Origin of the sequence: Paenibacillus sp. 2RAB27, assembly GCF_052115445.1 — a bacterium.
In the GTDB taxonomy this organism is placed as follows: domain Bacteria; phylum Bacillota; class Bacilli; order Paenibacillales; family NBRC-103111; genus Paenibacillus_E.
Genome location: NZ_JBFRGR010000009.1, coordinates 190,481 through 216,274, shown reverse-complemented (window position 1 = coordinate 216,274; position 25,794 = coordinate 190,481). Strand labels below are relative to the sequence as shown.

At 46.1% G+C, this 25,794-nt stretch carries 11 protein-coding genes; all 11 read right to left on the bottom strand.

Annotation, left to right across the window (positions count from 1 at the left end; genetic code table 11):
- Window positions 1-93: 93 nt before the first annotated feature.
- Complete coding sequence (locus AB4114_RS15510; protein WP_441989246.1) at window positions 94-2,700, bottom strand: family 78 glycoside hydrolase catalytic domain; 2,607 nt, start codon at window positions 2,698-2,700, stop codon at window positions 94-96.
- A 313-nt stretch (window positions 2,701-3,013) separates the two neighbouring features.
- On the bottom strand, window positions 3,014-4,261 hold the full coding sequence (locus AB4114_RS15505; protein WP_441989245.1) for an OmpL47-type beta-barrel domain-containing protein: 1,248 nt from the start codon (window positions 4,259-4,261) through the stop codon (window positions 3,014-3,016).
- A gap of 15 nt (window positions 4,262-4,276) precedes the next feature.
- Window positions 4,277-9,172: a pectinesterase family protein gene (locus tag AB4114_RS15500; protein ID WP_441989244.1), complete on the bottom strand. Its 4,896-nt coding sequence runs from the start codon at window positions 9,170-9,172 to the stop codon at window positions 4,277-4,279.
- A 59-nt stretch (window positions 9,173-9,231) separates the two neighbouring features.
- The gene (locus AB4114_RS15495) at window positions 9,232-11,622 is read right to left on the bottom strand and encodes a hypothetical protein (protein ID WP_441989243.1); all 2,391 of its coding nucleotides are present in this window, start codon (window positions 11,620-11,622) and stop codon (window positions 9,232-9,234) included.
- Between the two features lie 327 nt (window positions 11,623-11,949).
- Complete coding sequence (locus AB4114_RS15490) at window positions 11,950-15,816, bottom strand: hypothetical protein (protein WP_441989242.1); 3,867 nt, start codon at window positions 15,814-15,816, stop codon at window positions 11,950-11,952.
- Window positions 15,817-15,887: 71 nt separating this feature from the next.
- Window positions 15,888-17,198, bottom strand: a complete 1,311-nt coding sequence (locus tag AB4114_RS15485) for an ABC transporter substrate-binding protein (RefSeq protein ID WP_441989241.1) — start codon at window positions 17,196-17,198, stop codon at window positions 15,888-15,890.
- 109 nt (window positions 17,199-17,307) lie between these two features.
- Window positions 17,308-18,024, bottom strand: a complete 717-nt coding sequence (locus tag AB4114_RS15480; protein WP_441989240.1) for an ATP-binding cassette domain-containing protein — start codon at window positions 18,022-18,024, stop codon at window positions 17,308-17,310.
- A gap of 13 nt (window positions 18,025-18,037) precedes the next feature.
- A complete protein-coding gene (locus AB4114_RS15475; RefSeq protein ID WP_441989239.1) occupies window positions 18,038-20,032 on the bottom strand; it encodes an alpha/beta hydrolase family protein in 1,995 nt (664 codons plus the stop codon).
- 48 nt (window positions 20,033-20,080) lie between these two features.
- Window positions 20,081-21,367, bottom strand: a complete 1,287-nt coding sequence (locus AB4114_RS15470) for a Gfo/Idh/MocA family oxidoreductase (protein WP_441989238.1) — start codon at window positions 21,365-21,367, stop codon at window positions 20,081-20,083.
- A gap of 206 nt (window positions 21,368-21,573) precedes the next feature.
- The gene (locus tag AB4114_RS15465) at window positions 21,574-24,717 is read right to left on the bottom strand and encodes an S-layer homology domain-containing protein (RefSeq protein ID WP_441989237.1); all 3,144 of its coding nucleotides are present in this window, start codon (window positions 24,715-24,717) and stop codon (window positions 21,574-21,576) included.
- A 191-nt stretch (window positions 24,718-24,908) separates the two neighbouring features.
- A complete protein-coding gene (locus tag AB4114_RS15460; protein WP_441989236.1) occupies window positions 24,909-25,793 on the bottom strand; it encodes an ABC transporter ATP-binding protein in 885 nt (294 codons plus the stop codon).
- Window position 25,794: the final 1 nt, after the last annotated feature.

The following is a 25,794-nucleotide window of genomic DNA, read 5'->3' as shown; positions in this document are numbered from 1 at the left end:
CTTTCTATGCGAAAACAACCGAAACCGGCTAGAAGGCAGCATGTTACGCTTTACCCTCTATCCGATTCCGGTATGTTTCAAAGGAACTTGCCTTTAGTTTAGCATAGAAATGCTTTCAAACACATAATTTCCTGAACCAACCTTGTGTACGGATGCCGCTCTATCTGGCAAATGGATGGTTGCCGTCGTATTGGCAGGAACCTCCACTTCGAGACGGAAATCGCCTGCCTCCGTTCGGCTCCATGCTACCGCAATACGCCCGTACAGCGATTCATAGCTTGCTTTCACCCAGCTCAAGCCCCCACCCGGTTTCGGGCTTATGATCACATGCTTAAAGCCAGGCGCCTTTGGATCCGCTTCAATACCGGCCATATACCGGAACATCCACTCACCTACAGAACCAAGGGAATAGTGATTAAATGAATTCATTGAAGGCGTTTGAAAGCCTTGCTCCTCTGTCCATCCGTCCCAACGCTCCCAAATTGTGGTTGCTCCATGCTTGATTGAGTACATCCAAGAAGGGAATGCTTCTTGCATCAGCAATTTATAGGCAACATCCAAGCTTCCAATGTCCGTCAACGCCGGCAATAAGTAGCCTACACCGAGGAATCCTGTCGACAATCGATCTCCGCGCTCTTGAATGTCTGCCACAAGACGATCCTGTGCTTGTTTGCGCTGTTCTTCGGTCAGGAGTCCAAATTGCAGCGCTAAGACGTAGACCGTTTGTGTATCGCCGTGAATTCGACCATCGTTAGCGACGAACGCCTTGCGAAACGCTGTAGCGATATTGCTGAATAAAGCCTGGTACCCAATCTCATCTTCTGATTTTCCTAATACACCAGCAATGAGCGCAAGCAGCTTCGTACTGTAGGCAAAATAAGCGGTCGCCAACACTTCGTTTGGCGTGTCAGCCCCTATCGATAGCCAGTCGGCGTAATTGGCATAACCCGGACGAACCAACTCGTTCGTCGTGTTTTTTAAATAGCACACCCATTTCACCATAGCTTCGTAATGGGTTTCGAGGATGCGTACGTCCCCGTACATCACATAGATCGTCCAGGGAATGATGATGCCGGCATCTCCCCAACCGGAGTTGTCCGGAGCGAACCAGTTCAGCCGCGTGTTCCAGTTTTTGTGCCGAATCCACCCTGCATCCGGTGCAACATCCGTAAAAGCACCCGAAGGCTGCTGGCAATCCACCATATCCCAAACATATTTACTGAAAAATCGGGATACATCCATATTGTAAGCGGCTGTTCGGGCAAAAATTTGTGCATCTCCAGTCCAGCCAAGCCGCTCATCCCTTTGCGGACAGTCTGTCGGCACAGACAAGAAGTTGCCGCGTTGACCCCATGTAATGTTGGAATAAAGTTGATTCACCATCGCATCGGAAGTCTCAAGCTGCCCCGTGACGGACATGTCGGAATGAACGACTTTGCCTACGATCGTCTCCAAATCTGGCTCACTAGGGTAACCTATCAACTCGACATATCGAAAGCCGTGGAACGTAAAGTGCGGCTCATAGCACTCTTGCCCCTCACCTTTCAGGATATAGTGATCTTGCTGGCAGGCTTCTCGCAAGTTAGCCATATACAATGTGCCGTCAGGATTCAGCATTTCCGCATGGCTTAGCGTAATCTGCGTCCCACGTTCACCCTGAACCTTTACTTCCGTCCAGCCCACCATGTTTTGACCCATATCATAAATGTAAGTACCAGCTGCTGTCTTCTTCATGCTAACCGGCTTCCTCGTTTGCGTAATGCGGATTGGCGGCTCTACTTCAGCTACAAGTAGACCGTTATAGCCGGAACGTACATCCGGCGCTTCCCAGGACGAATCATCGTACCCGTGGAGAAGCCAACCCGTTAATTCCTCTCGCGCATCGTACGTTTCCCCTTTGATCATATCGGAATAGTGGATCGGTCCCTTACTCGTTCTCCATGAGCTATCCGTTATAACGCTATCTATCGTTCCATCTTCATAATGTATGCTAACCTGCATAAGGAAAAAGGGTCTTTCTCCGTAAACATTATTGCCGAGGAACCCTACGGTTCCCGCATACCAGCCATCTCCCAGGATAGCGCCTAACACATGCCCGCCTACCTCTAACTTTTCTGTGATATCTACAGCCTGGACTTGTACACGGGTGTTATAGTCCGTCCATCCTGGGGCAAAACGTTCACCAATCCGCTCGCCATTGAGATGAAAATCATAAACACCTAATGCCGTTGCATAGGCAATGGCACGCCGTACTTTTTTCTTGACTTCGAACGGTTTACGCAAAAATGGTGAGGGTTGCATGAGGGCTCCCGGCTCGGTTTTACGACCGATCCACTGCGCTTTCCACTCTCCACGCGATAAAATCCCCATCATCCAATATGCCGTTTCGCTCCATGCAGACTGCATATCCGAACCGTCCCAGATGCGCACCTTCCAGTAATATTCCCCTTCAGCTTGAAGCGGTTTACCGTCATATGGTACATGCGTTGAAGTAGTTGAACACACTTTGCCGCTATCCCACATATCCGCTTGGTCATGCTCTAGCTTATCACGAGATGAAGCAACCCTAATCTGATAGGCGCTCTGCAAGCCCCCCTCAGTATCGGAGCGCATTTGCCAGAAAAGTCGGGGCTTTACAACATCGAGTCCAATTGGGTTTATCCTGTATTCGGTTTTACATGCTACAACTTGTATCGTCATTAGGTATGCCTCCAATTTATGTTATTAAATGTGAGATAGTTGCCGTAAGTAAGGGCTTACATGAGACGCTGAATGAAAAGGGCTCCCTTGGCTGCAGCCAACAAATTGTCCATTTAGCCTAAGATGGAACCCAGAATGCACCTTTAGCATAGTCGATGACTAGGCAGCGTGAACATTCAAGAAACCGACTTGTTATGTTATTAAATCCGTTATAAACATGTCGTGATTCCTATTTTCGGATTTCATTCAAACTGTTAACGGAAGAAAGGCTGCCTCAATATCCGGCAGCCAACCCGTACATTAGATTAAATGACTAATTCCCATTCTCGCTTTCCGTTAACGGTTCATCGCCAGTGTGCCCTTGGTCGTGAGGCACTTTAACTATTGCTGTTTGTATTGTTCTATTCCCTGCTAGGTCTGTAGCCGTGTACGTTATGGTATAGACCCTCCCTGAGCCTCCCCCATTTCTCTCTGCTCGAAGACTAAAGGACGTATCGAACATGCCGAAACGCGCATCCTGAATATCGTCATTCTGTAACTTCTCATTGCTTGTTATTGAGGTCAGTACGATGCTGCTGATTTGGGATATATCATCCCTCGCATATACATTGGCTGTAACGGTAATCAGCTTTTTATTCGCTGGCCATAATGTAGTTTTATCCAACGCGACACTTAGTGTTGGTGCGACATTATCCAATTTTAGTGTTAACGATTTTGCGGTTTCTTCATTCCCAGCTTGATCCGTACTCTTGTACTCAAGTGTATGCACACCATAAACGGACAATGTAACTGGTTGGGAGTATGTTGACCACTCAGAACCATCGATACGATATACCGTTTGTGTAACGGAAATGTTATCCGATGCCATGAGGTTCACTGTCGGGTTCGACTTATACCAACCGTTCATTCCATCAATCGGACTTGCTTTTGCGGTGGTAACCGGTGCTTTAGAATCCAATTTAATAATCGTTGATTTTACAACGCCGGGAATTCCTTGCTGATCAACACTTCGGTATTCAATCGTATGGATTCCATCTGTCTTCACATCAATCACTGTAGTGTATGTTGTCCACTGCCCTTGATTGATGCGGTATTGGATCACATTGTTCTCTGGCATTCCGTTTGTAGCTTCGATGGTAACTGTCACAGGATGTAAGTACCAACCCTCTTTGCCGTTTGGCTGCTCGGGCGACACTTTGGACTCAAGCTCCACGATGGACGGTTTAACCGTAAATGTCGCAGTGGCACGCGAGTCGGCATTCTGGCCGCCAACGGTTACTTGATACGTTCCCGTAACTTCTTGACTGATTTTATAAATAAACTGGTAATTTCCATCTAGACCGCTAATGCTTTGATTCAAATAATCGATTTGATTCAAGGGGTTCCTTACTTGAACACTTATGATGTGCCCTGCCTCTGAGCCTAATTGGCCTGAAATCGTTGCGTTTCGGGTGATGTTGTCAAACGATGCGTTTACCGTCAAAGATGACGCCATCGCGAGTGGAGCCATCATGCCAAAGCACAACAGGAGCGACAGTATGATTATTGACCATCTTCTCAATCGTTTCCCCTCCTTTTAAGGACTTATGATGGTGTTGGAAATTGGCGTGCTTTCGGATATTTTAGTTAGTGCAAACACCTTTACTTTGTAGCCAGTGACATCCTCTGGCATATTAACAATCGCCTTGACTTGTTTATCCCCTTCTCCGGGAACCAGCTGTTTGACGAAAGCGTATTTGACCTTCCGGTCTAATGGATCATAAAGGGCGATGACAAATACCCCGTTTTGGGCTACTTTGGAATTGTTATGGATGTTCACAGTCACCATCGTATCCTGCGAACCTTTTAAACTGGAAAGCTCGTTTCCGCTCAAATCATGAAATGACAATCCTGAGAACTCATACAGTCCGCTGCCCCAATCTTGCGCATAAGTTATTGCGTATGAATTTGTCGCAGCTATGCCATACTCATCAACGGCATATATGACGATTTCGTTTGGACCCTCCTGCAGGATTAATGGAACATGAAACGGTCCATTTGCCTGTTGAGCAGCCTGATCCAACACCGTAGTTCCATTCATTTTGACCGTAACACTGGCGTTTCGGCTTACACTCGCCAATAAGTTAAAGTTAGAAGCATTAACCGTCGCAGGTACTTCACTTGTTATGACTACCGCGGATTTGTTGTAGGTTACGATGATTGTTCTGGTATTTATGACATTACCCAGCGTGTCGCTGCTTGCTGAGATTGTGATGATGTTAACACCATCGCTAAGCTGAATCTTGTGCTCAAAGTCCGTTCCGGGATCTATATTTACTGCGTCTACGACGGTTGAGCCATTATTCGTTATCGTCAATTTGGCACCATCAAGCATTGTTCCCTCGACGGTGTATACAGGAATATTAACGGTTTCACTTACTGGGTTTTTCACAGTAAATCCGGCAGATCGCTGAAAACTCACATCTGTGAATGTTGCAGCTGTTAAATAATCAGAATTGCTTGTTGCTTTCCCTGCGTCAACCGCCATACCGACGAAGACTTCATCCGGTAATGTGACATCTGCAGAGTCTACTAGCGCCCAACTATTTTTGTCCGTAGACACAAAACCGGAAACAACATGTTCATTTCTTACAATTTTCAACCAGAAAGGTGCTTTGAGCGTGCTCGATGTCACACTATTGGTGCGATAGCTCCCCCCCGTATTGGTACGATTCATAAAAAGTGCTTTTCTTCCGCTCGTATCAATGGTTTCATCCGATTCTGGAGATAAGACAACAGCTGCTGCGGGTGAATCAGCTGCTAAACTGCCGCGTATCATCAAACCAGCCTTAGCCGCATCATCGATTTCAGAATCAAAATTAATGTAGGCTAGCATCTCAAAGTTACCATGAACAGACTGGTACACATAATGGAAAGAATCCGAACCGTTTCTCACTTCACCCGAACCTTTCACTGTATATGTCGTTCCCTCCAAGCTAGCGCTCCCTGCAATGGCTACAGGGCCAATATCTTGCGATGTCCAAGGAGCAACGTTGTTAGGTCCATTTACATAAATGATGCTTACTGCGGATAGAGTCATATAACCTGCGTTGTCAATGGCTTTTGTGTAAATGTAATGCTCACCTTTCGGCGCATTTTCCCAGTTGAAGGAATAAGGCGCTGTTAGGTCTTCACCAAGCTCCTGATCACCGGAATAAAACTTAACCTTCGCAATTCCCTCATTATCCGTTGCATTTGCTGTAATCAAAATTGGAGTTCCAGCCTGAAACGATGCTTGGTGCACAGGGCTTGTTGTCGTAATTGTCGGGTTATCTGAAACCGAAACCACCAGAGAATTGATATAGTTTTCCAAATAGGTGTACCCGTTGCCAGCGATGCCTTTTCCGTCTGATGGATCATTCGGATTGAGTAGCTTGGCTGTTTCCCAAGCATCCGGTATCCCATCGTGATCGGTGTCTTGCGGAGCAGATGCCGAATACAATTCGGGCAGTCCTCCATCGCTTTGGATTGTATTGGTGATTCTACCAGATCCATTTCTGACATCATTCAGAATACGAGCATCCAACGAATCCCGTTTAGGCAATGAGGCGCCAGCGCCTTGAAGTACCTTCTCATAGGCGACTTGTGCAGTGTCAGTCGTTACAGGACCGCCGATAGGATCGGCTGTATCCGGTATCACCATTGGCTCATACTTGCGGAGCAAAGGTCCTTCTGGATTGATGGCTTTCCATGAACCCTTGCTGTTCGTCACCCAGTTATTGGCCGAAACATCGGCTGCGCCTTCGATGAAGTTGCCGTCAATATACCAGGTACCGCTAAAGCTTGCGCCAGACGGGGCGACAATTCGGCTTTTTACGTTATCAAACGTACTTGGTCCAGGTTTGTAGTAATTGTTGATCATGTTGATGCCCGTTGCCTGCTCGCCGCCATATGCAGAGTTAGCCCCCCAGTTATAAACAACATTATTCCGATAGTCTATTTTCGTCGGATAATTATCCGGATCGGTTTGCCGGTCAAAACGCGGGTTTCTGCTGTTATGATTGGCAATCAGATTATGATGATAGGTTGCATTCGTTCCTCCCCATATTCCCCCGTAGCCATGTGCTCCCTTACCATGAATCGACTGATTCAGGCTGTCACTAATGATGCTCCACTGGACTGTAAAGTTTTTACGATTTTTCACAGTGAACGTCTCATCTGAGCTCCAGCTGAAGGAGCAGTGATCGACAATAATATTGTTGCCCGAAATATCAGCCGAATCACTTAACACGTTAATGCCATTTCGAAAACGAAGATAGCGGATAATCAAATCTGTTCCTACATCGTTATTTCCAAACTTGACCATATATCCGCTAATTGCAATACCGTCTCCCGGCGCTGTCTGACCCGCAATCGTCAGATTCCCGGACGTAATATCCAATCCTCTCTTTAGATGAATTGTACCGGATATTCGAAACACAACCGTCCGATTTCCCGTGCTCACGGCGTCGCGCAAAGATCCCGGTATTGCGGCTTCGCCCTTCGTCGTGTCATAATCCAATAGGTTCGTTACTTCATAAACCTGTCCTCCACGGCCACCTTTGGCATACATGGCCGCTCCTTCAGCCCCAGGGAAAGCAGGTACTCTCGTTGCAGCTGTTGGCTCGATTTCAACGCTTACATTCTTAATTGCACTTGCATTACCTGCTTTGTCAACATACCGATATTCGATTAGATTCTTACCGGTTTGATCGAGTTCGAATTCAGCCGTATATGCCGTCCATTCTCCGCCGTTTATTCGATACTGAACTCGATTATCCTTCGGAAGATTACCATCCTCTTCCATATAAACGACCACTGGCTTGGTATAAGCACCGTTAAGCCCATCAGGAAGAGCAGGAGCAACCGCAGTTGTTATTTGAGGAAACATCTTGGGAATAATCACTGCTTTACTCGGATCCCATCCGTCAAACATACGTGGAATCGTCAATGTGCTGGCTTCCTCGGCTGTCATTTGAGTTCCCATGACCCGAGTTTCTGGACTTGCCCCCGGACCACTGCTGTTATATTCGCCGTAAAAGTAAGGCGGAACTTGCATAGGTGTCCAGCCTTCCGTATGGATATGACTATCCATCCAGGTGTTAATGTAACGCGTCGACGGTTTATCCTGCCATGGACGGCCAAGATAGTGAAGGCCATTTGTGGAGCTGTCTCTCAACAGCCTTGAATTCATGAACACAAGGCCAGGGTCGGTTTCATTTTTTGTTGCAGCAGCCGTTACATAACCGCCAGAGTCCCCTGCATTAATACTGACCGCATCGACATGATCGAACACGGCTGCGCTGGCTGGACCATAAATAAAGTCTGTACGTCCCCTAATCTCACTGTTGTGATAATACTGTCTTCCAAGTCTTGGACTAGCCGTTCGGATACCCGCGTACAATGTATCCTGATAACCGACAAGCTTAACGTTCTCAAACACAGCTTTGTCCGCATTAACGGATAAGGCCAATGCCTGACCATCGCTCGGCTTGGAATCATTTTCAATCGTCAGATTAGCAGCAGTAAAATTGTCGCCGCTTACAGCTACCGTTGCGCCATTGACAGCTTGGTTAGGCATATCTGCGTTTGAAAGATCGTAAACAATTGTCGTCTCATCCTGCCCAGCCCCTACAAGGCTTACATAAGGAGCAGTTACGATTGCTCTTTCCCGATAGGTCCCCTTTTTCACATAAATAACCGTACGAGCATTATTGTTAACCGGTATAGTTGCAAGCGCGTCTGTAATGTTGGTGAAATCACCGCTTCCATCCTGTGCTACCGAAACAACTCTAGCTGGGGCTACAATCATTTCTTCCGTATTTTGGCTCTCACCGTTCGTATTGACAGCAGAAACGACATAATAATATTGCTTTCCGTTAGTAACGTTAGCATCCCTGTACGTCGTTGAAGTTTGATTACTGTTTACAATCGTATAGGGTCCGCCGCTCGTTTCACTTCTTTTTATGTTGTAAGTACCCGCTCCTGCCACTGACGACCATGATAACTCTACACTGCCGTCGTTTGCTGTGGCTGAGAAATCCGCAGGCACCGCAGGTGCTCCCGGCATCGAAATATACGGAAGAGCTTTGGTCTGGTTCGAGATCATACTCTCTAGTGTTGAACCGACGGCTGTCACGACATAATAGTATACCGTACCGTTCGTAGCCGAAGTATCCGTAAAGGATATATTCGAAATATTGCTTGAGATTGTTTCATAAGGTCCACCATTTACCAAACTTCGCTTTACGTTGTACGAAATGGCACCTGATACTGAATTCCAAGATAAATCAACTCGATTATCGGCTGAAACAGCCATTAATCCGGTTGGATTCGAAAGTACCGATGTTGATTGTGCCGACGGAGCTGTCGCCAACGTTTCAGCATGCATGATAAGCKGGAATACGTTTAATCCAAGCAAAAGACACATCCCTATGCTTAGGGCTTTCTTCATGGTTTAACCTCCTTAGAGTTGTGCTTTATCAAAGCTAATTTCACCGCAATGCTCCGGATCTATTGAATGATTGATTCCTCCGATAACGGTTTCATCCCATCCAAACTGTCCCATATAAATGCTTTTAAACTGTAGCCGCTCACGTTTGTAGGAAGTAAAAAACCAGTGCTCAACGTTTTCGTTTCCCCAGGACCCAATACTTCAATAAGTGTCGAAAAATCCACCATTTTCTTGTTTGAATCAAGCAAAACGACAAACAGGGTAATTGGCTTCGGAGTCTGTGTTGCATTTGTGATTTGCTTCTGAGCAATCATATCCGTTGATGAGACTAACGTTGTCATTTGAATTTCGTTCAAATTGTAAAATTCAGGCTTACCGGCCCAGAACGTGTATTCGATCGCGAAACTTTTCTTACTCTCATTACCAGCAGCGTCCATTGCGGAAATCTCAATCTGGTTCAATCCTTCAGCCAACTGCACGGGGTAGGTAAATGGTGTGTTACTTGGTATGTAGACGGAATCTACAACCGACGTTCCATTGTTCTTGATCGTTATTTGCGACTCCTCATCAACAATTCCTTGCACATTGAACAGAAAGTCTTTGACAGTTGCAGGTGGAACATTCATTTGTAAATCGGGGGCATCCGAATCCAGCTGAACAACGCCGGAAATGTGATCTGAGTAAGAACTGCCAGCTCTTCTTGCGATTATTTCAATGTTATTAACGCCAGGGGTCAGCGCAACATCCAAAGAAAATTCCGATTGTGCAATCACGCTTTCATGAACAAGCGTTTGATTGTTGTAGACTGCCAAAGTTACACCAGCTTCTTCTAAAGAACCGTTCAATGTGTAAGATGTTGTATTCGTCCAATTCACAAATGGATCCACTTTCAATCCAGTCGGGACCCGCTCAGCCATTACGAAGTACCCTGCGTTTTTGCCTGCATTATAATCGGTTGCCTGATTGAGACCCATCGTCACCGTTTCACCGGAGGCAAATTTCTTTTCATAAATTTTAAATGAATACGTCAGTGCTGTATCGGCTAATTGTATGGTATCGCCAGTATCTATCCATCCTGATGAAGACGATAGCCATTCTGGCGGTGTTTCCCTTTGGTCCATAGCCACGAAAACCGAAGCTCTATCGCGAACAGGGAAAGTAGCAATCTGCATACCCGTGGTGCTTCCGGTATATTTCATAGTGTCTGCATGCGTTTTGATCCAGTCCATGCTGCTGAATTTTGCGGGAAGAGCGGTTATCTTGAGGACAGCCGTTCGATCTGCAAAAGGCTCATCACCTACATGAAGTCCGGTGTTGATCGACCACCTATTCGCGTTATAATTGTTGTATGCCGTAACGGTGCCAATCACGTTCGTATCAGGTGTTTCGATCGGTGTAACCGCATAGGGGGTGGCCGTAAATTCGGAAATCTCGCCCTCATAATCAATTTTTGCTGTTTCATCTCTGGTAATAACCGCTACACCTACGATGTATGTCTTCCCATTGGTTAAAGCAACAGCCGTATTGGTCACAGAATCCCAAATTTTACTCGCTGAAGGAGACGCATAAGGTGGAATTGACGTTGGAATAGATGTGTAAGTGGCTGTTGTATACCACGGATCTTCCGCTTTCTCCTTTATTTTAATACTGTACTTAGAAGCCCAAGCATCCGGTTCGATCCACATCGCAATGGATTTATCCCGCCCAACCCAATAAGCAATTGTAGGCTTTGCAGGTAAATAATTCGGGACTGTATGCGTTACTTTGATACTTCGTACATAAAGCTCGCCATTGCCTGCCGGGGTGCCGATGGAGATCTTTTTCACATCAATGGCATCGTTTGTATTTTTTCTGGCTGAAATAAGCGTCCCGTCAAACCACATGTTAAATCGCTTCGTCAATGTATTAAGTTCAACTTTAATGGTGTGCCAGGTATTTAATTGATAGGCTGTTTTCAGATCGACTGGCGCTGTATCAGGCCAGTAAACCACACCTTTCGAGGCATCCAATCCCGCAATGACCAGCGATTTGGTTCCTGCCCCATTCGTGAGGTAAATAAGCTGATCTTTGGCTTTGGAAGTACCTGGCTGCAGAAAAGTTATCTCTGCTGTAACAGTACCGTTTTTGGATTCGCTGAACGTTTTATTGATCAGGAACTGGCTAGTACCCGCACCGTTTACCTTAAGATGCATCGCTTTCTGGCTGGTTACGGGCTCAACCTCAACGACTGCGCTGCTCGTGGCCCCTGAAGGAAGTGTGGAGTAATCGAACCCAAGCTGTGACGCCGATTGTCCTTCTGCCGCGTTTGAGAAATCTTTGTCCAATAAAGTTGTAGGAGCAACTGCTGAGTCTGCTGCAACTGTAGGAACGGAGTACCCCGGCATTCCGCCTCCTATAAGCACGATCAATAACAGTGTGAAGCAAAGGATTCGTTTTAACTGATTACGCAAATGTATACACCTCCGAATGTGGAAAAATAGGTTTTAGTTAAACCTTTAAAGTGAGTAGCATGATCATTCTTGAATTCCAATGATTCCCCCTTTCTCGACAGATTTTTTGGTAGCGCTTGCATTTTCGTGTAAGTGATTGATTCCTATGGCAATTTTCTCGGATGTTTTGTCTAAAATGTATCCTAAAATAAATCCACCTTCATAGGGCATTAATTCCATGATTATAGGTTGTTTACTCTTTTAATACTAAGCCGGTACTCGTTAACTTACGAAATACCGGCCTTTTGTCTTTCCCCATAGATCATCAAATATCCAAGTTAATCTGGTCTATTCCTCTGCTAAGATGATCTCGACAGGCCCATATAATCCCCCCGTAGGGAACCATTCCTGCCAACCTGCTTCTTCCTCGCTCCGCTCTCGGTTCCAGTAGGTTATGTCAGGATTCCCTCCTACCAGACTTGTTGGCTTGCCGATTTCGTAGTGAGTACCGAGTGTGTTCGTCACTCTGATTCTCAGCCGAAGTTTGCCAGCAGGCAGAATTGGCAGTTTGAACCGATATGGCCTCCATAGCCTTACGCCTAATGGCACGTCGTCCGCCCAAACTTCTGCGGTTCCTCTGACATGTCCTAAATCAAGTTCGGCATCAGCGAGAGCTGAAGTCTCAATTTCAGTTTCGTACTCCACTGCTCCGCTATGATGTGGCAGACAAAGCGCAGTTCGCCAATCACCTAAAGTTCCTTGCACAGGCTCAGTCTCGAAGCGGATCGGTGCCAGAAGTACGGCAGCTTCCGTGAATGGTACGTCAGGGTTTATTCTAACTGCTGCCATGGCGCCGGCTTGCTGCGCCTTAAACGCTATTTGGCTTCCGTTTGCTTTGACTTCTGAACCGTTAATCCAGACACGCTTCTCCCCTACGCACTCGATCCGCATGCCATTCGCTCCTACGGGCAGCGGGAAACGCAGCCAAACAGGCTTTCCATTACTTGAGGGATCCGAAGAGAAAGGAAGCGGTATCTGTTCAGGAACGGATTCAGGCATAAGCCAGCCTACCATCGGAAGCGGATGAGGTCTCGGGGAAATCCATAGTGACTCCGTTTCAGCAAATTGAAGAACAGAGAAATGATGGATACCTGGAACACCACCTTGTTCGTCGAACCAATGATCCCCGGTAAAGAAAGAGACTACTTCACCATTCTGCAGTTCGATGACACCGTCAACAAACACTTCTCCTTTCCCTTCGGGCAAAGCAACTCTGATTTCATTCCTGCCCAATTGCCACAGAGCCGTTACATCGACTTCTTCCTGGCCTTGTCTGATATAAGGATTGAAATCCCCGTGCTCTGTCACATTGACTCCGTTCACATAAAGCACAGCTCTCCCTCGAACGGCAAACACGATTCGAACCCGCCGAAAGGGGTGATTATGCCTGCTTTCGATGTGATTTATCAAACTGGATTGTATGTTAGGATTCTGGGTAAATAGCCATTTCGGAAGCGGCTGACGCGCGATCGCGTTAACTTCAATGCTTGCCCTTATGACACCGTTGCCAATAGCTTGAGCCCTTAGAAGCAGCTCATTGCTCCCTTCCTGCAATTCAATCCATGCCGTCTGCTCCTCGGGTCMCCCGCTCCAAGTAATCTCTTTATTATTGATGCGTCCCGCGATGTTGGAGTTACTTTCCGTTCGAATCCAATAGCGTCCATCCGATGGCGCGATCACACATGTCTTTGCCCAAACATACTCTCTTTTTTTCAATACACCTAGATTCAGAAATCGACGAGGAACCCGCCCCATTCTCCCCGCCCAAGAACGCATGGATAAATCGCCAAACACGTTGCTGTATACCTTCTGAACTGAACGTAGTTCGTCGTACACTTCTCCATAGCAAACCTGCCAATAAGCGGACTCGCTCCATAATCTCGGCAGCCAATTGGATTCATCCAACCCCGGTTTATGCCAATCAGCCTGCTCCCCCTCTGTTTCTTCCGTTTCTACGCGCACATTCATCATGCGACGTTCGATGGACACAAGCCCTTTATTTTCCCCGTGCAAATCAAAGTCTCCATATCGATTGTCCAAGGTTGGCTCCACTTGAATGCGCCAATCGTTAGATGCTAGCGCTAACCTGCTCCCACGCGTTTTCAATGGACCGATTCGTGCAGGAAAAGGACGAGCTAGAGAGTTTCTAGGTGTACTTATCGTAGTTACAACAGCTGCTAACGTCTTTGTGCATACGATCAATGCGGCAGGCCATGAAGTGAATGGTGCTTGCACTTCAATCCATTCGCCTTCCCGTTTATACGGCATCGCCTCCATCGATCCATCAACCGGATCCCAAAGCTGGGGCACATGATCCGTCTTTAATCGGTAAACGGCAGTCGCAGGTAGAACGGTATCTGGACAAGCAGGTTGATGCATGCTTAACAAAGCGCCGGTCTCCGGGAGCAGTAAGAAGATATCGGCATCGTTGATTCTACGTTGCAAGGATTCACCCGGACCCACCACCCTTCTCGGAATACGTGTTTCCATGAGTACAACTGCATCTTCTGCTGAATCAACATAGATAGCCCCAGTCAGATCCTGCTCATCTTCGGGTACAGCTACAGCAATCACGAAACCGCCTTTGTCCAACCAAGCTTCGGTTCGTATGCGCGCTTCCTCTTCCATGACGGTTGTTCCGCACAAAAGCAAAACAGAAAAACGCTCATCCGCGATTTTAAGTTTGCCATTTTCTGATGATGCTTTCTGCAAGGCGCTATCATCGGCAATATCGAAATCCATTTGTGCTTTTCTTAGCGCACCTGGCTGTTTATGATCTCTGCGGCTCCAACTGCCTGTTAATTTCTTATAGACGTTTTGGATATGGGCTACATAAGGGTTTGGATCACGGTTCGATACCCCCATCGGATGCTCATTTGGTTTCCCATCCGTCAAAGACAAGTGTCCACATATGGCATAAGACGGATAGTGCACAGCTACATCGCAGACATGCGTACCCTCGCTCAATAAATAACAAACACGGCTGATTGTATCGGCAAAAACCGGATAATGCTCGAAATAAGGCTGACGCCATCCAGTATCAGGCGGAGCCCACTCCCACCAACCACCTCGGGTGCTATAATAGACAGCGTGGGGACTATAGACCGTTGCTCCCGCTTGAAACCAGGGTATCAACCAATGCATGGTTTCTTCCAATGTTCCTCCCCATCCACTGGAATGGAAGGCTTCTAAGAATACGCGTGAACCACCATGCAAATGCGTCATGGACGAATGCGGCTTAATCTCGCCATCCATGTCACTTCCCGAAGCGTTATACCATCGATGTGTCCTGAAATAATCCAAATAAAGCCGCTGTGCCCCATGCGGATCGGCTCTTCTCGCTGGTCCTGCCTGATCGCAGCAAATAAGCATTCCGCGCTGTCGGTGCCATTCGCCGAGTGGCATAAAGAAGGATTGTTCGGCAAGTTCAGCAGCAAGCCGGTATACACGTCGACGCACTTGATCAAATCCTGGAAGCGGATCGAACAAGGCGGGAAGCAGAGGCGTTAAATCTTCCCTATATCTTTCCTTGTAACGTGACGTCAACTCAGGTGTCCACAGTGGAAGCGGGGGAAGTTCATCCTGAAAGCTCCCCGCTATCGTCTTGCCGAGATCACCCGGGAAACGACGCTCCATTTCACCATGAATCCGGTCAATTAATAGTCCCGTTGCATGAGGGTTGAGCCAATTGAAGCCTTGGCGTACCGCCACATAAACATGCTCGTTCGTTTCATATAGAACTTCCGAAAATTCGGGCATCTCTTCGCCGTAAGTGAAACGGCGCAATTGATATCCGGCCAGTTCCGGCTGCTCCGTGACGAGACGAGACGGCATGTTGGATCCTGAGAATCCAATTTGATCGTAAAACCACAGGAACATGCCCAATCGCTCCGCTTCTCGCAAGGCTACCTCAAACATGGACCACCAATCTTCGCTCGCATACACCGGAAGATCGCTCACCGAACCGTACTGCGGTCCTGTAGGTGCCAAATTAATAATGCCGATGTTGCGCAGCCCTCCGTCGCGAAACTTTTTCATCTGCCAGCGAATCCGCTCCGGCGTTACTTCTTCCGCACTCCACCACCAGAAGGGGACCGGTCCGAAACGCGGATCCGCCTGAGTAAATCTGTGTTGCAGTTGGGATACGTTCATCATTCGTGATTCTTCCTCCTCGCAGCTTCATGAAAAAACTCCAGTCCTCAAACTGGAGTTTCAACAATCTTCATTTATTTACTAGCTTTCTCTGTTTGAATACCTTTGGTTGTTTGTTCTTCAATCATCCGCAGCGCGGTCATCGAATCTTTGGATTCTCCAAAAATCAAAGGAGAGAATACATTATGGAGCGGCACATCAACATAGGTTAAGCCACTCGCACGTGCTGCTGGAGGCATCGCATTTTGACCGTAGAAGATAGACTGAACATGTTTACCCTGCATTTGCGGCAGGTTTTTCCCAAACGCTTCTTGAACTGCTGGGGTTTGCAGCGAGCCGATAATACCTTCTTTGGCTAAATTGACCTGCATCTCTTCGGAAAGCATGTATTGGATTACTTGGAACGCCTGGTCCTTCTTCGTGGATTGCTTCGTAATAAATGCCGCATACATATTAGGCTGCGCTTTCGTATTAGGAGCATCGGAGAAAGACGGCATGGCGGCGATATCGAAATTCAGGTTTTTATTTTGCTCATACCACTGTACAATTTTCTCGGAAACGTGCACACTCATCGCCATATTCCCTTTAGGGAAATCGTCAACAGAAGTAAATTGATTGGCCGGAATTTCGTAGAAGCGTCTTAGGTTGTCAACTTCCTTCTTCCATCCATCTGTTGCCAGTACAGCCTTGTCCTCCGTCAAACTGAAAGGTGATAACCCGAGTTGATTATACGTCATATATAAACCGGGATGCTGCTGATAGCCCTTATACGTTTTTTCGCCTTCTACACGCGTCAGTTTTTTAGCCAATTCGTAAACTTCATCATAGGTCATGCCATCTTTGGGATAATCAACTCCGAATTTATCAAAAATATCCTTGTTGTAGAAAAGCACGAAATCGCTTAATTGATATGGCAACCCGTATATTTTTCCTTCCGGCGTCTTATTTTTCATTTTCGCCATGGCCGCTGGGTTTAATTTAGTGGTATCAAAATTATACTTTTTGATCAAGTCGGTCATATCGTATTGGAGATCGTTCTGAATAATGCTCTTTTCAAAGTTGCCGCTCGAATTCTCGATAATAATGTCCGGAATCGTACCAGCTGCGATCAGATCCTTATACTGTCTGCCAGGATTATCCCAATGAACATGTTTAAAGGAGAGATCAGGAAACTTTTTCTTCAGGTACTGCCCGATTTGCTTCTCGTAATTTTCTTCTTTTGCATAGAAAGCTGGGTACACTGTATAAATAAAAATTTCGTTATCTGGTGCTTTCTTTGCGGTGCCTACACTCGGAGATTCTTGTGCTGTAGGCTGTGATTCACAGCCTGCAATCACGGTTATTGCTGTCAAGATCAACAAGGATGCTTTAAGGTGCTTTTTCATATTTCTTTGAACCTCCTTAGAGTTGTGCTTGCGTATAACTTTCTTAATTCTTACTTTAATGGAAAATTGCAACGCTTTCATTGGGTGGTATTTCATAAATATAGGCTCATCATACTTTCAACTTCTGTGGTAAATTCAACTCTTCAGGTCTCATTGCTTTCAGCTGCTTATCGTATAACTCGCGATATAAGCCATTTTGAGCTAGCAGCTCTTGGTGTTTGCCTTGCTCCACAATCCGCCCCCGGTCGATGACAAGTATCTGATCTGCCCGAACAACCGTAGCCAGTCGATGCGCTATGACAAACGTCGTTCTGTTTGTCATCAATCTTTCCAAGGCTTCCGTAACCAAGAATTCTGACTCCGCATCCAACGCAGAAGTCGCCTCATCCAAAATCAGGATTCGAGGGTTTTTAAGAAGTGCCCGTGCTATTGCGATCCGTTGTTTTTGCCCACCCGAGAGTCGGACCCCGCGTTCCCCGATAACAGTATCATACTGCTGTTCCCACTCTTCAATGAATTCATGGGCATTAGCTGCCTTTGCTGCCGTGTATACTTCGTCACGGGTAGCATTGGGGTTGCTATAGGCGATATTCTCGTAAACCGTTCCAGAGAACAATATATTGTCCTGAAGTACGAGAGCGATATGGTTCCGTACATCTTCTAAGTCGTAAACTTCATTGACCATAATCTTCGTCATCCAAGGTACAGTCAAAGGAGCTGCGAATTGAAGAATGCCCAGAACAATAATCGTCAGAATATACAACCGGTATGGTTTCAGAAATGTGATATAGCGCCGTACAAGTTGAGAACTTCTAGGATTAGACAACCTCATCTCCCCCTCATATCACAACATCACTTCCAACAAAAGTAGAATGACAAAGTTGGCCAGCCTCGGCAAGCCATCTATCCATATCGGGAAGATCGAAATATCTGAGCATATGGGGTAAAATAAAGCTTAAAGAATCCATTTCATCGTAAATGGGTTCCTTAATCCAATCGGAGATGCTGGGCATTCGGTTCTCCATGGAAACCTGTTGGATCCGTTCGTCAAGCAACGCAGCCAATCCGGCATAAATCGCATAGCGTCCGTTTCCATATAACCGAATGTCCGAAGGATCGATATTGGTCGACTCACAAGCAAGCTCCACGGCTCGCAACACATCATAAGTTCGTAGTGCGGCCATGCTATCGCCCAACCACATCAATTCGTCCGTATATCTGTCCATCATCCCGAATCGTTTGAACGGTTTATCGGTCGGTGAATTCAGATGCGGAAGAAGCGGCCCAATCCCAGTTGGATTGAGGACCATAACCAGCCGGCCAGAAGCGGTTGTTTCTTCAATCCACTTGGCATGCATTTGGAGCTGGTTGGATCCACCGTCCCAAATGGCAATGGTTACCGGAAGTTTAGCACCCGCAAGCTTTGAATCGAAAAATTGCAGACCATGATTTAATAATCCTGTCTGGCTCCACCAGATTTTGCGGATTATCCACATATTCGCTACATCGCCTCCACCAGAAGGACGCGGGTTCAGATCGCACTGCTCTCTTCCCGAAAATACTCGCTTTCGAAGCCATTCGATCGCTTGCTTTTTCAGTTCCTCCTCTGTCAAAGCTTGACGTGATCGTTCAAATATCGCTAACCGCCCCATATTTTCAACGTGTGTGCTTTTAGCATGCTCCAATTCACCGATGACCTGCCCGCTTTGTGTGCACCATAGCTGCTGAGCAGGGATCAACTTAATTTCTTCTTCCGTAACATTTCTAGCTGTGCGTCCAAGCAAATGCTTGGAGAAAAACTGTGCCGCCGCACGTGCTAAGGGAACCGTAAATCGATGAACATTTTCATCTTCGAAAATGTCAAGATTTTCACTTCGGCCGTACATCTCCCAAAATCTTCGGTTGATAGCTAAAGTATGCCTTGGACCTTCTATAGGGACGGAGTCATACGTCGTAGCAAGAATTCGCACAGGCCTTGGTGCCATCGCCAAAACAATGTCTTCATGGTCAAATCCGAGTGCTGAGAAGCCAGGCCATTTCTGTTCAGCATCCTGGGCTTTGCCAGTCAGCAGAAAGTAATGTCGGTTCATAATAAATCCGCCTGGCGCTGCTGCGGCAATACGATGATCGTACATCATCACCAGCGAAGTCTGCGTTCCGCCCCCTGAATGACCTGTCACACCTATACGTTTCGGATCAACCTCTGGCCGGGTGCATAAATAATCAATCGCCCTTACGGCGTCATGGAGCATGTAACGGGCTAAGCTATCGCCTAACGGCATACACTGCCGTCCGACATTTTCATGCTCGGTAACGCTGGTCATCGGAGCCAGTTTCGTTTCAGGATCATAAAATCCGAACCTCTCTCCCTGACCGACGGGATCTAACGACATCACGATAAGACCGGAATGAACCATATAATGGCAAACCGTTTGATATTCGTCACAATGTTTAGCTTGTTCGCGATGACCACATAGAAGAAGCACTGCTCCACGGGGGGCTGATACCCCATCGGGTATATATAAATTGGCAGTCGCATAGACATGTGGCCTTGGTTCAAAAATAATCTTTTCGACACGGAAACCGTTCCCTATTACCGTTCCAGTAATTTTCGGATTTAACGGAGTATCTGAGGGAGGCATACCGCCGATGCAGCGTTCAAGACCAATACGGATGTCTTGCTGCCTCAGCTTAAGTTCTGTCTTATTCGTGATGGCCGAGCGCGCCTCTACACCCTTCTCTGCTGCCCTCATTGCGGATTCGTAAACCCAGCGAGGAAGCTGGCTTTTTACATCAAAATGGGCGATTCCCACATTCTCTAGTTTCTCATACACAGCATTAGGTTCCCCCTTCTTTCCAAAAATAAGAATTATTTGTACCAATTAGTCAGATGAAACTAACAGGTCGGCAATGCGAACAGGCATCCCTGTTAGAACGGACTTCCATATCGCTTCACCAGTCAACACCGAAGCAGCTCCCGCTTCCGCTCCTGCCATAATCTCATAGGGGCGGAGCGGATCTGCTCCTAAGAACAAGTCTTCCAAAATGAGAGGATCTCCGCCTCCATGCCCACCTGGCCGAGGTACCACATGGATTGTTTCTTTCCCGCCAAACAGTGGAAAATAATCAATGGTTTGTTCAGTTATCTGATTCGTTGCCCGCTTGGAGAGGATTTCTTGCGTTTCAATTCTCCCTTTTGTCCCGTTAATAGCCAGTCGATATCCTTCATAAGGCAGCGAAAAGTTAACGGAATAGCTCATCATAGCACCTTTGTTATACTTAATGGCTGCAACGTAAGTATCCTCAATATCGATGTCCGAATCGAATATACAGCTGTCCGCACGGTAGCCTATGTTACTGCTCGGTTCTACAACCATATTCGTCAAATGATCGTCTTCAGGCACAACCTCTTTGCTACGAGTCGACCATCGCATGAAATAAGCGCAATTCTGTTTGACTTGGCATGTACCGCAGTACCTGCCATCTTCTTTGTGCGGGTTGAGCTCGCCCTCTGGACCGAAATAATTCAATGCTCCGTAGGCAAACGCCTCCACAGGCTTTTGATCAATCCACCAATTGACAAGATCAATATGGTGGGTGCTTTTATGTACTGATAATCCGCCGGAATTGCCTCTTTTACGATTCCATCTTTTAAAATAACTGGCACCATGATACGTATCGAGATACCAATTTAAATCGACCGAAGTGACTCTCCCGACTCTACCTTCAAGAATCAGCTCCTTAATTCTCGTATGAATCGGAGCGTAGCGGTAATTAAATGTCACGAACAGCTTTCCCCTGCTATTGTTCTGCGCATCAAGAACACGCTTGCAATCCGCCCCACTCGTAACCATCGGTTTTTCCGAAATGACATTAAGATGGTGTTCCAACCCTTTCACAATGTAATCCGCGTGGGTATGGTCCGCGCCTGCGACAATAACGACATCAGGGCTCGTTTCCAGGATCATTTGTTCGAATTGATCGGGCAGGTAAACCGGCAATTCGTTCAACGTCGGGAATTTCTTGAAACAATTCGTAAATCGTCCGGGGTCTGTGTCCAGCAATCCAACAACTTCACAATGCGCCTGAAAAGTTTCCAGCATGTGTTTGATGAACATACCGTTCGCTCTTGTACTGACGCCGCAGATGACATATCTTTTTCTTGCCAACGTATTCGCCCTCCAATCTTAGGTTAAGTATACAAAGATGAGAAGGTCAAAGAATTAGTAAATACGATCTTGATTATAGGTCAATCCTGTCGAAGGCGTGTTGGAGCAATATGATAATACGCGTCATGCCATTATTTCTTATGTCCCATGTAAAAGAAGTCCCTGCCGAATTAACCGACAGGGACTTCTTTATGAACAAGTTAAGATTATTGCAAATTCACTACAAACGATTTGGAATACGTTCCTGCAACGACATAAATGGTAAACTGCTTCATGTTGCTAGTGCTTCCTTTTTTGGTGTAAGTTAAAGTGAAATCGGGATTGACCGTGATCGAATCCTGCTGAGCAGTCGTCGTACCATCAGCATAAACTAGGTCGCTGATGAAAGCCTGAACCCCTGCAAAGCCTAATAAATAAGTAGCTGAATGCAGATTAACTGTACCATAATTTGTGGTTGACTGTAATTTGCCCAACAGACTGGAATCCCAGATGTACTTACCGTTCAGCGTAGTCGATGGGTCACCTGTAATCGTAGTWGGAGTACCATTTGTTTTTATCTCAGTAATAATTAGTGTATCTGCATTGGCACCTTTTGTTATAGTGAGCTTCTGTATGCCTCCAAGCGGAGAATCGTACCAAACCGTCAAGTTGGTTTTACCCGTATCGAGCCCAATAATTTTATTTCCTCTGGTACCGATAACTTTTGGGTTATCAGAAGTAACCGCCTTTGGAGTAATGGAAAAGGCTTCTACACTTGATCCATCTTTAACTTTAATAACAGCGGTTTGGGTAAACATCGAATAGTCAGTCATTAAGTACGTTATATCCGTAACAGAGGCGGCTACTCCAGTGTCGTAAAGCGTTCTTTGGATCGCAAAGAGATCACCGCTGCTCGACATCTCAACAGAGTAGGTCAAGTTCGCATTGGTTATATTCTTCACGTCTACCGTTACCGAATCGGTGCTCAATGTCTCTAAAATTTGCCCATTCGTGTCAAGTTGAACGACCAAAGCCGTCAATTTATAACTGCCTGATAATGTAGTAGATGGGTTAAACGTGATGCTTTTTGAGCTTATATCCGCAATTCCTTTTAGTGCCGTCGGACTCGCATCTGAGAGCGATACAGCTCCAGAAGTATTTATAATCGCCCCCGTATCACCGCTGATTTTCTCGAGTTTCATTTGAACCTTATAATCAGTTCTGTTCGTTTTGTATTCTGTACCTGTCTGATCGTAAATGATGAATTGCGCTTTGCCTGTCGTCGTCGTTGCTCCACTACTGGAAAACTTAGGATTTATCCCATTAAGCGCCAAAACGTTCGGTGCAGAGCTATTCAGATCAACCTTTATGGAATCGGGCTTGCGGGCAGCCATGATATTGATTGGAAATGATATTGTTTGATCGAGCCCATTAATTCTCACATTAACAGACGCTGGACCTGCCCCCGTCGCCTGCTGAACGATAATTGACCCCGTAGAATTAATTGCCGGATTAGCTAATACGAGCCCTCCTGTGGTGTAAATCATAATTTTTCCTGTCGTTAGGAGATCTGCTCTTTCTGTGGCAGACAACTCATAATTAGCAGAATCGACGACTTTCAAATTGATAGAAATGTTCGTATCGCCTTCTGTCAAAGGATTCGTTAATGGACCGATCTTGATCGTACTAGGCGTCTTAGGTGTCTTTACAGTAACTGTCTGAGAGACCTTCTGACCTTCACTGAATAATGTGACGATCACTTCCTTATCACTGTCCAAATTTGGATAGGCCATCAATTGCAATTCAGGATATCCATCGTTCTCAAAATCGATGAAATCATTTTGCCCTTCATTTCTAAGCACATTTCCAATAACTCCAGTAAATAGCCTGCCTACTCCCATATTCAAATACAGGGGATCAATGACACGATTTCCATACTGGTCAAACGCTTTGAAAGAAAGGTAAGCTTTCTCTCCGGCTTTAAAGGATAACTGCCCGATAGGGAGTTTCAAATTGTTTTTCGTATCACCTAAATCGATTTTCTTCACTAACGGAGGTTCTCCAACAGTGAAGGTTTTATTGACGGATATATAACTGCTCTTTTCGAGTATCATAACGGTTATTGTGCTATTTGGATTAATCTCACTCAGATCGAGACCGATTACACTGTTGCTGGAAAATACAGTCGGGGTGACAATCTTATGTCCAGATACGATGATACTCGCATTGCTTGCTGATAACAGCATCTTCTCGCCATACTGATTCGTCGCTTTATACTCAATAAGCGTTTTAGCTTTTGGAAGCTTTTCAGTTGCAGTTACGATCTCCAGTTTTGTTACCCGTTCATTATCTGGAGAGAAGTTTATTTCCCCATTTAAAACATCAACCCCAGTTAATGCAACTTGATATGTACCAAATGTGAATGGATCGTCCATATCAAGTTTAGCGGTCGTATTGTCATCGGTCCAGTCGGTACCTCCAGTGAATATCACGGGCTTATTATCGGAATCTAAAGCCCCTTCTTTCGTAACAGTCAGAACCGCCTTATTAATATCGACATCTCGATTCAGCCTTACGGTCATTTTATTTTTCCCGATCACTTTTATTTCGGCAATGGAAGCTTTTGCAGGCTTCGCTGTTGTCAAGTGCAGCTGCATGGCCGCATAAACAGTAAGAGCGAACTCCTTTTTTGTAACAGGAACACTTCCGCCGAATTTGCCATCAACCTGATTTGTCATGATTTTTTGCTGAAGTGCGTAGGCGACGTAGCTCTTGTATGTATTGTCTACCGTTTCATCCTTGGTAGGAGTCGCTTGCTTCACCTTCTCATCCAATCCAAGTCCTTTGAGCAGCAGCATGGCAAGTTCTTGGCGGGACATTTGCCCGGAAGGAAGAAACTTATCTCCCGCATCGTAGATTAGACCTGATTTCTTCAAAGCCTCGATATAAAGACGTGCGGGGTCATCCGATTTAACGTCGGAGAAACTCGATGTAGTAAGCATATTATCAATACGCAATCCTAAAACGATAGCAACCGTTTTCGCTACTTGCGCGCGAGTAACCTGTTGGTTAGCACCAAAAGAATCTGCCGATGCCGTGTCGATCGCTTCGATTTTCAACAACGAAGCTATCTTTTTCTTGTCATCCTTCGAGCTGCTTTTCAAGTCCGCGAGCTGGTCAGCCAGATACGTATCAGAAGTAACTGTCGCTGAAGGAGCTGTTGATGCGTTCGAAGTCGCAGGTTTAGTAGCTGTAGATGGTGTCGCTGATGTTTGTGTGTTTTGCGATGTGGCTTCCTCCGCATAAGCCAATGGTGTTAAGCAGTAGCAGAAGAGTAGAAGCGATAAGAATAATGCAAGTTTTTTATGCATACGATACAGGCACCTCCCCAATAGTATAACCTCTAGCGAAACTAAAACGCTTACATTTTTGACGAGACACTGAATTATCTCTAGACACGCCAACCCACTCTCCAATCTCATATTTACTGCGTAACCTAACTATATGGCAAAAATGAGAACTTTCCATAGGTGCCTTTATGCATCTTTATAGGTTGTTTATTTCATCCTGCTGCTGGAGGCAGAAGGACAATTCTCCCCTCCTCCAACGTTACCTGAACTTTATTCGTGTCCTTCAGCCCGATAGAATCCAAGTAACCCGGAGGAATTTGCAGCCGACCTGCTTGGTCCAACACGGCATATTCGACATGGGACTCTTCTTCCTGGTCTTCGAACCCGTTTTCAGCATCCAGTAGTTCTTGATCGAACGATTTACGCCGCAAAATTTCCGATGACGTTTTCCCGTCTCGAATGGCAACTACGCGATCCACCTTTTTGGCAATCATCGGATCGTGCGTGACAATAACGATTGTAAGTCCTAGACTCCGGGTCAAATGACGGAATAAATCAAGAATTTGGTTGGCCATGTTCGTATCGACGGAGCCGGTTGGCTCATCAGCAAGCAAAAGCTTCGGATGGTTTGCCAGCGCGATCGCGATCGCAACCCGCTGCTGCTCACCGCCCGAAAGCTGATTCAATTTGTTTTTTAGCCGGTGGCTTAGGCCTACGGCTTCCAGAAGTTCCATAGCCCGTTCTTGCTTGCGCTTGCCCTGTAGTAAAATGGGCAATTCCACATTTTCCTGTGCAGTCAAATAAGGAATTAAATTCCGCGCATTGTTCTGCCATACGAAGCCAACAGTCTCTCGTTTGTAACTCACAATGTCTTTCTCTGACATGCTTAATAAATCTTTACCATTCACACTTAATTTGCCTGCGGAGGGGCGATCAAGCCCCCCAAGCATATTCAACAAGGTGGATTTGCCGCTTCCGCTGTTGCCGATAATCGCCATTAATTCACCAGCCTCTACATGCAAATCCAAACCTTGTAAAGCAACTACCTCCAAATCAGCCATTTTATAAATTTTGACCAAATTTTCACAATGAATCATA

Excerpts from the sequence above, each read along its gene's own strand:
- AB4114_RS15510 (WP_441989246.1), bottom strand. The coding sequence starts at position 2,700 with ATGACGATACAAGTTGTAGCATGTAAAACCGAATACAGGATAAACCCA.
- AB4114_RS15485 (WP_441989241.1), bottom strand. The coding sequence starts at position 17,198 with ATGAAAAAGCACCTTAAAGCATCCTTGTTGATCTTGACAGCAATAACC.
- AB4114_RS15460 (WP_441989236.1), bottom strand. The coding sequence starts at position 25,793 with ATGATTCATTGTGAAAATTTGGTCAAAATTTATAAAATGGCTGATTTG.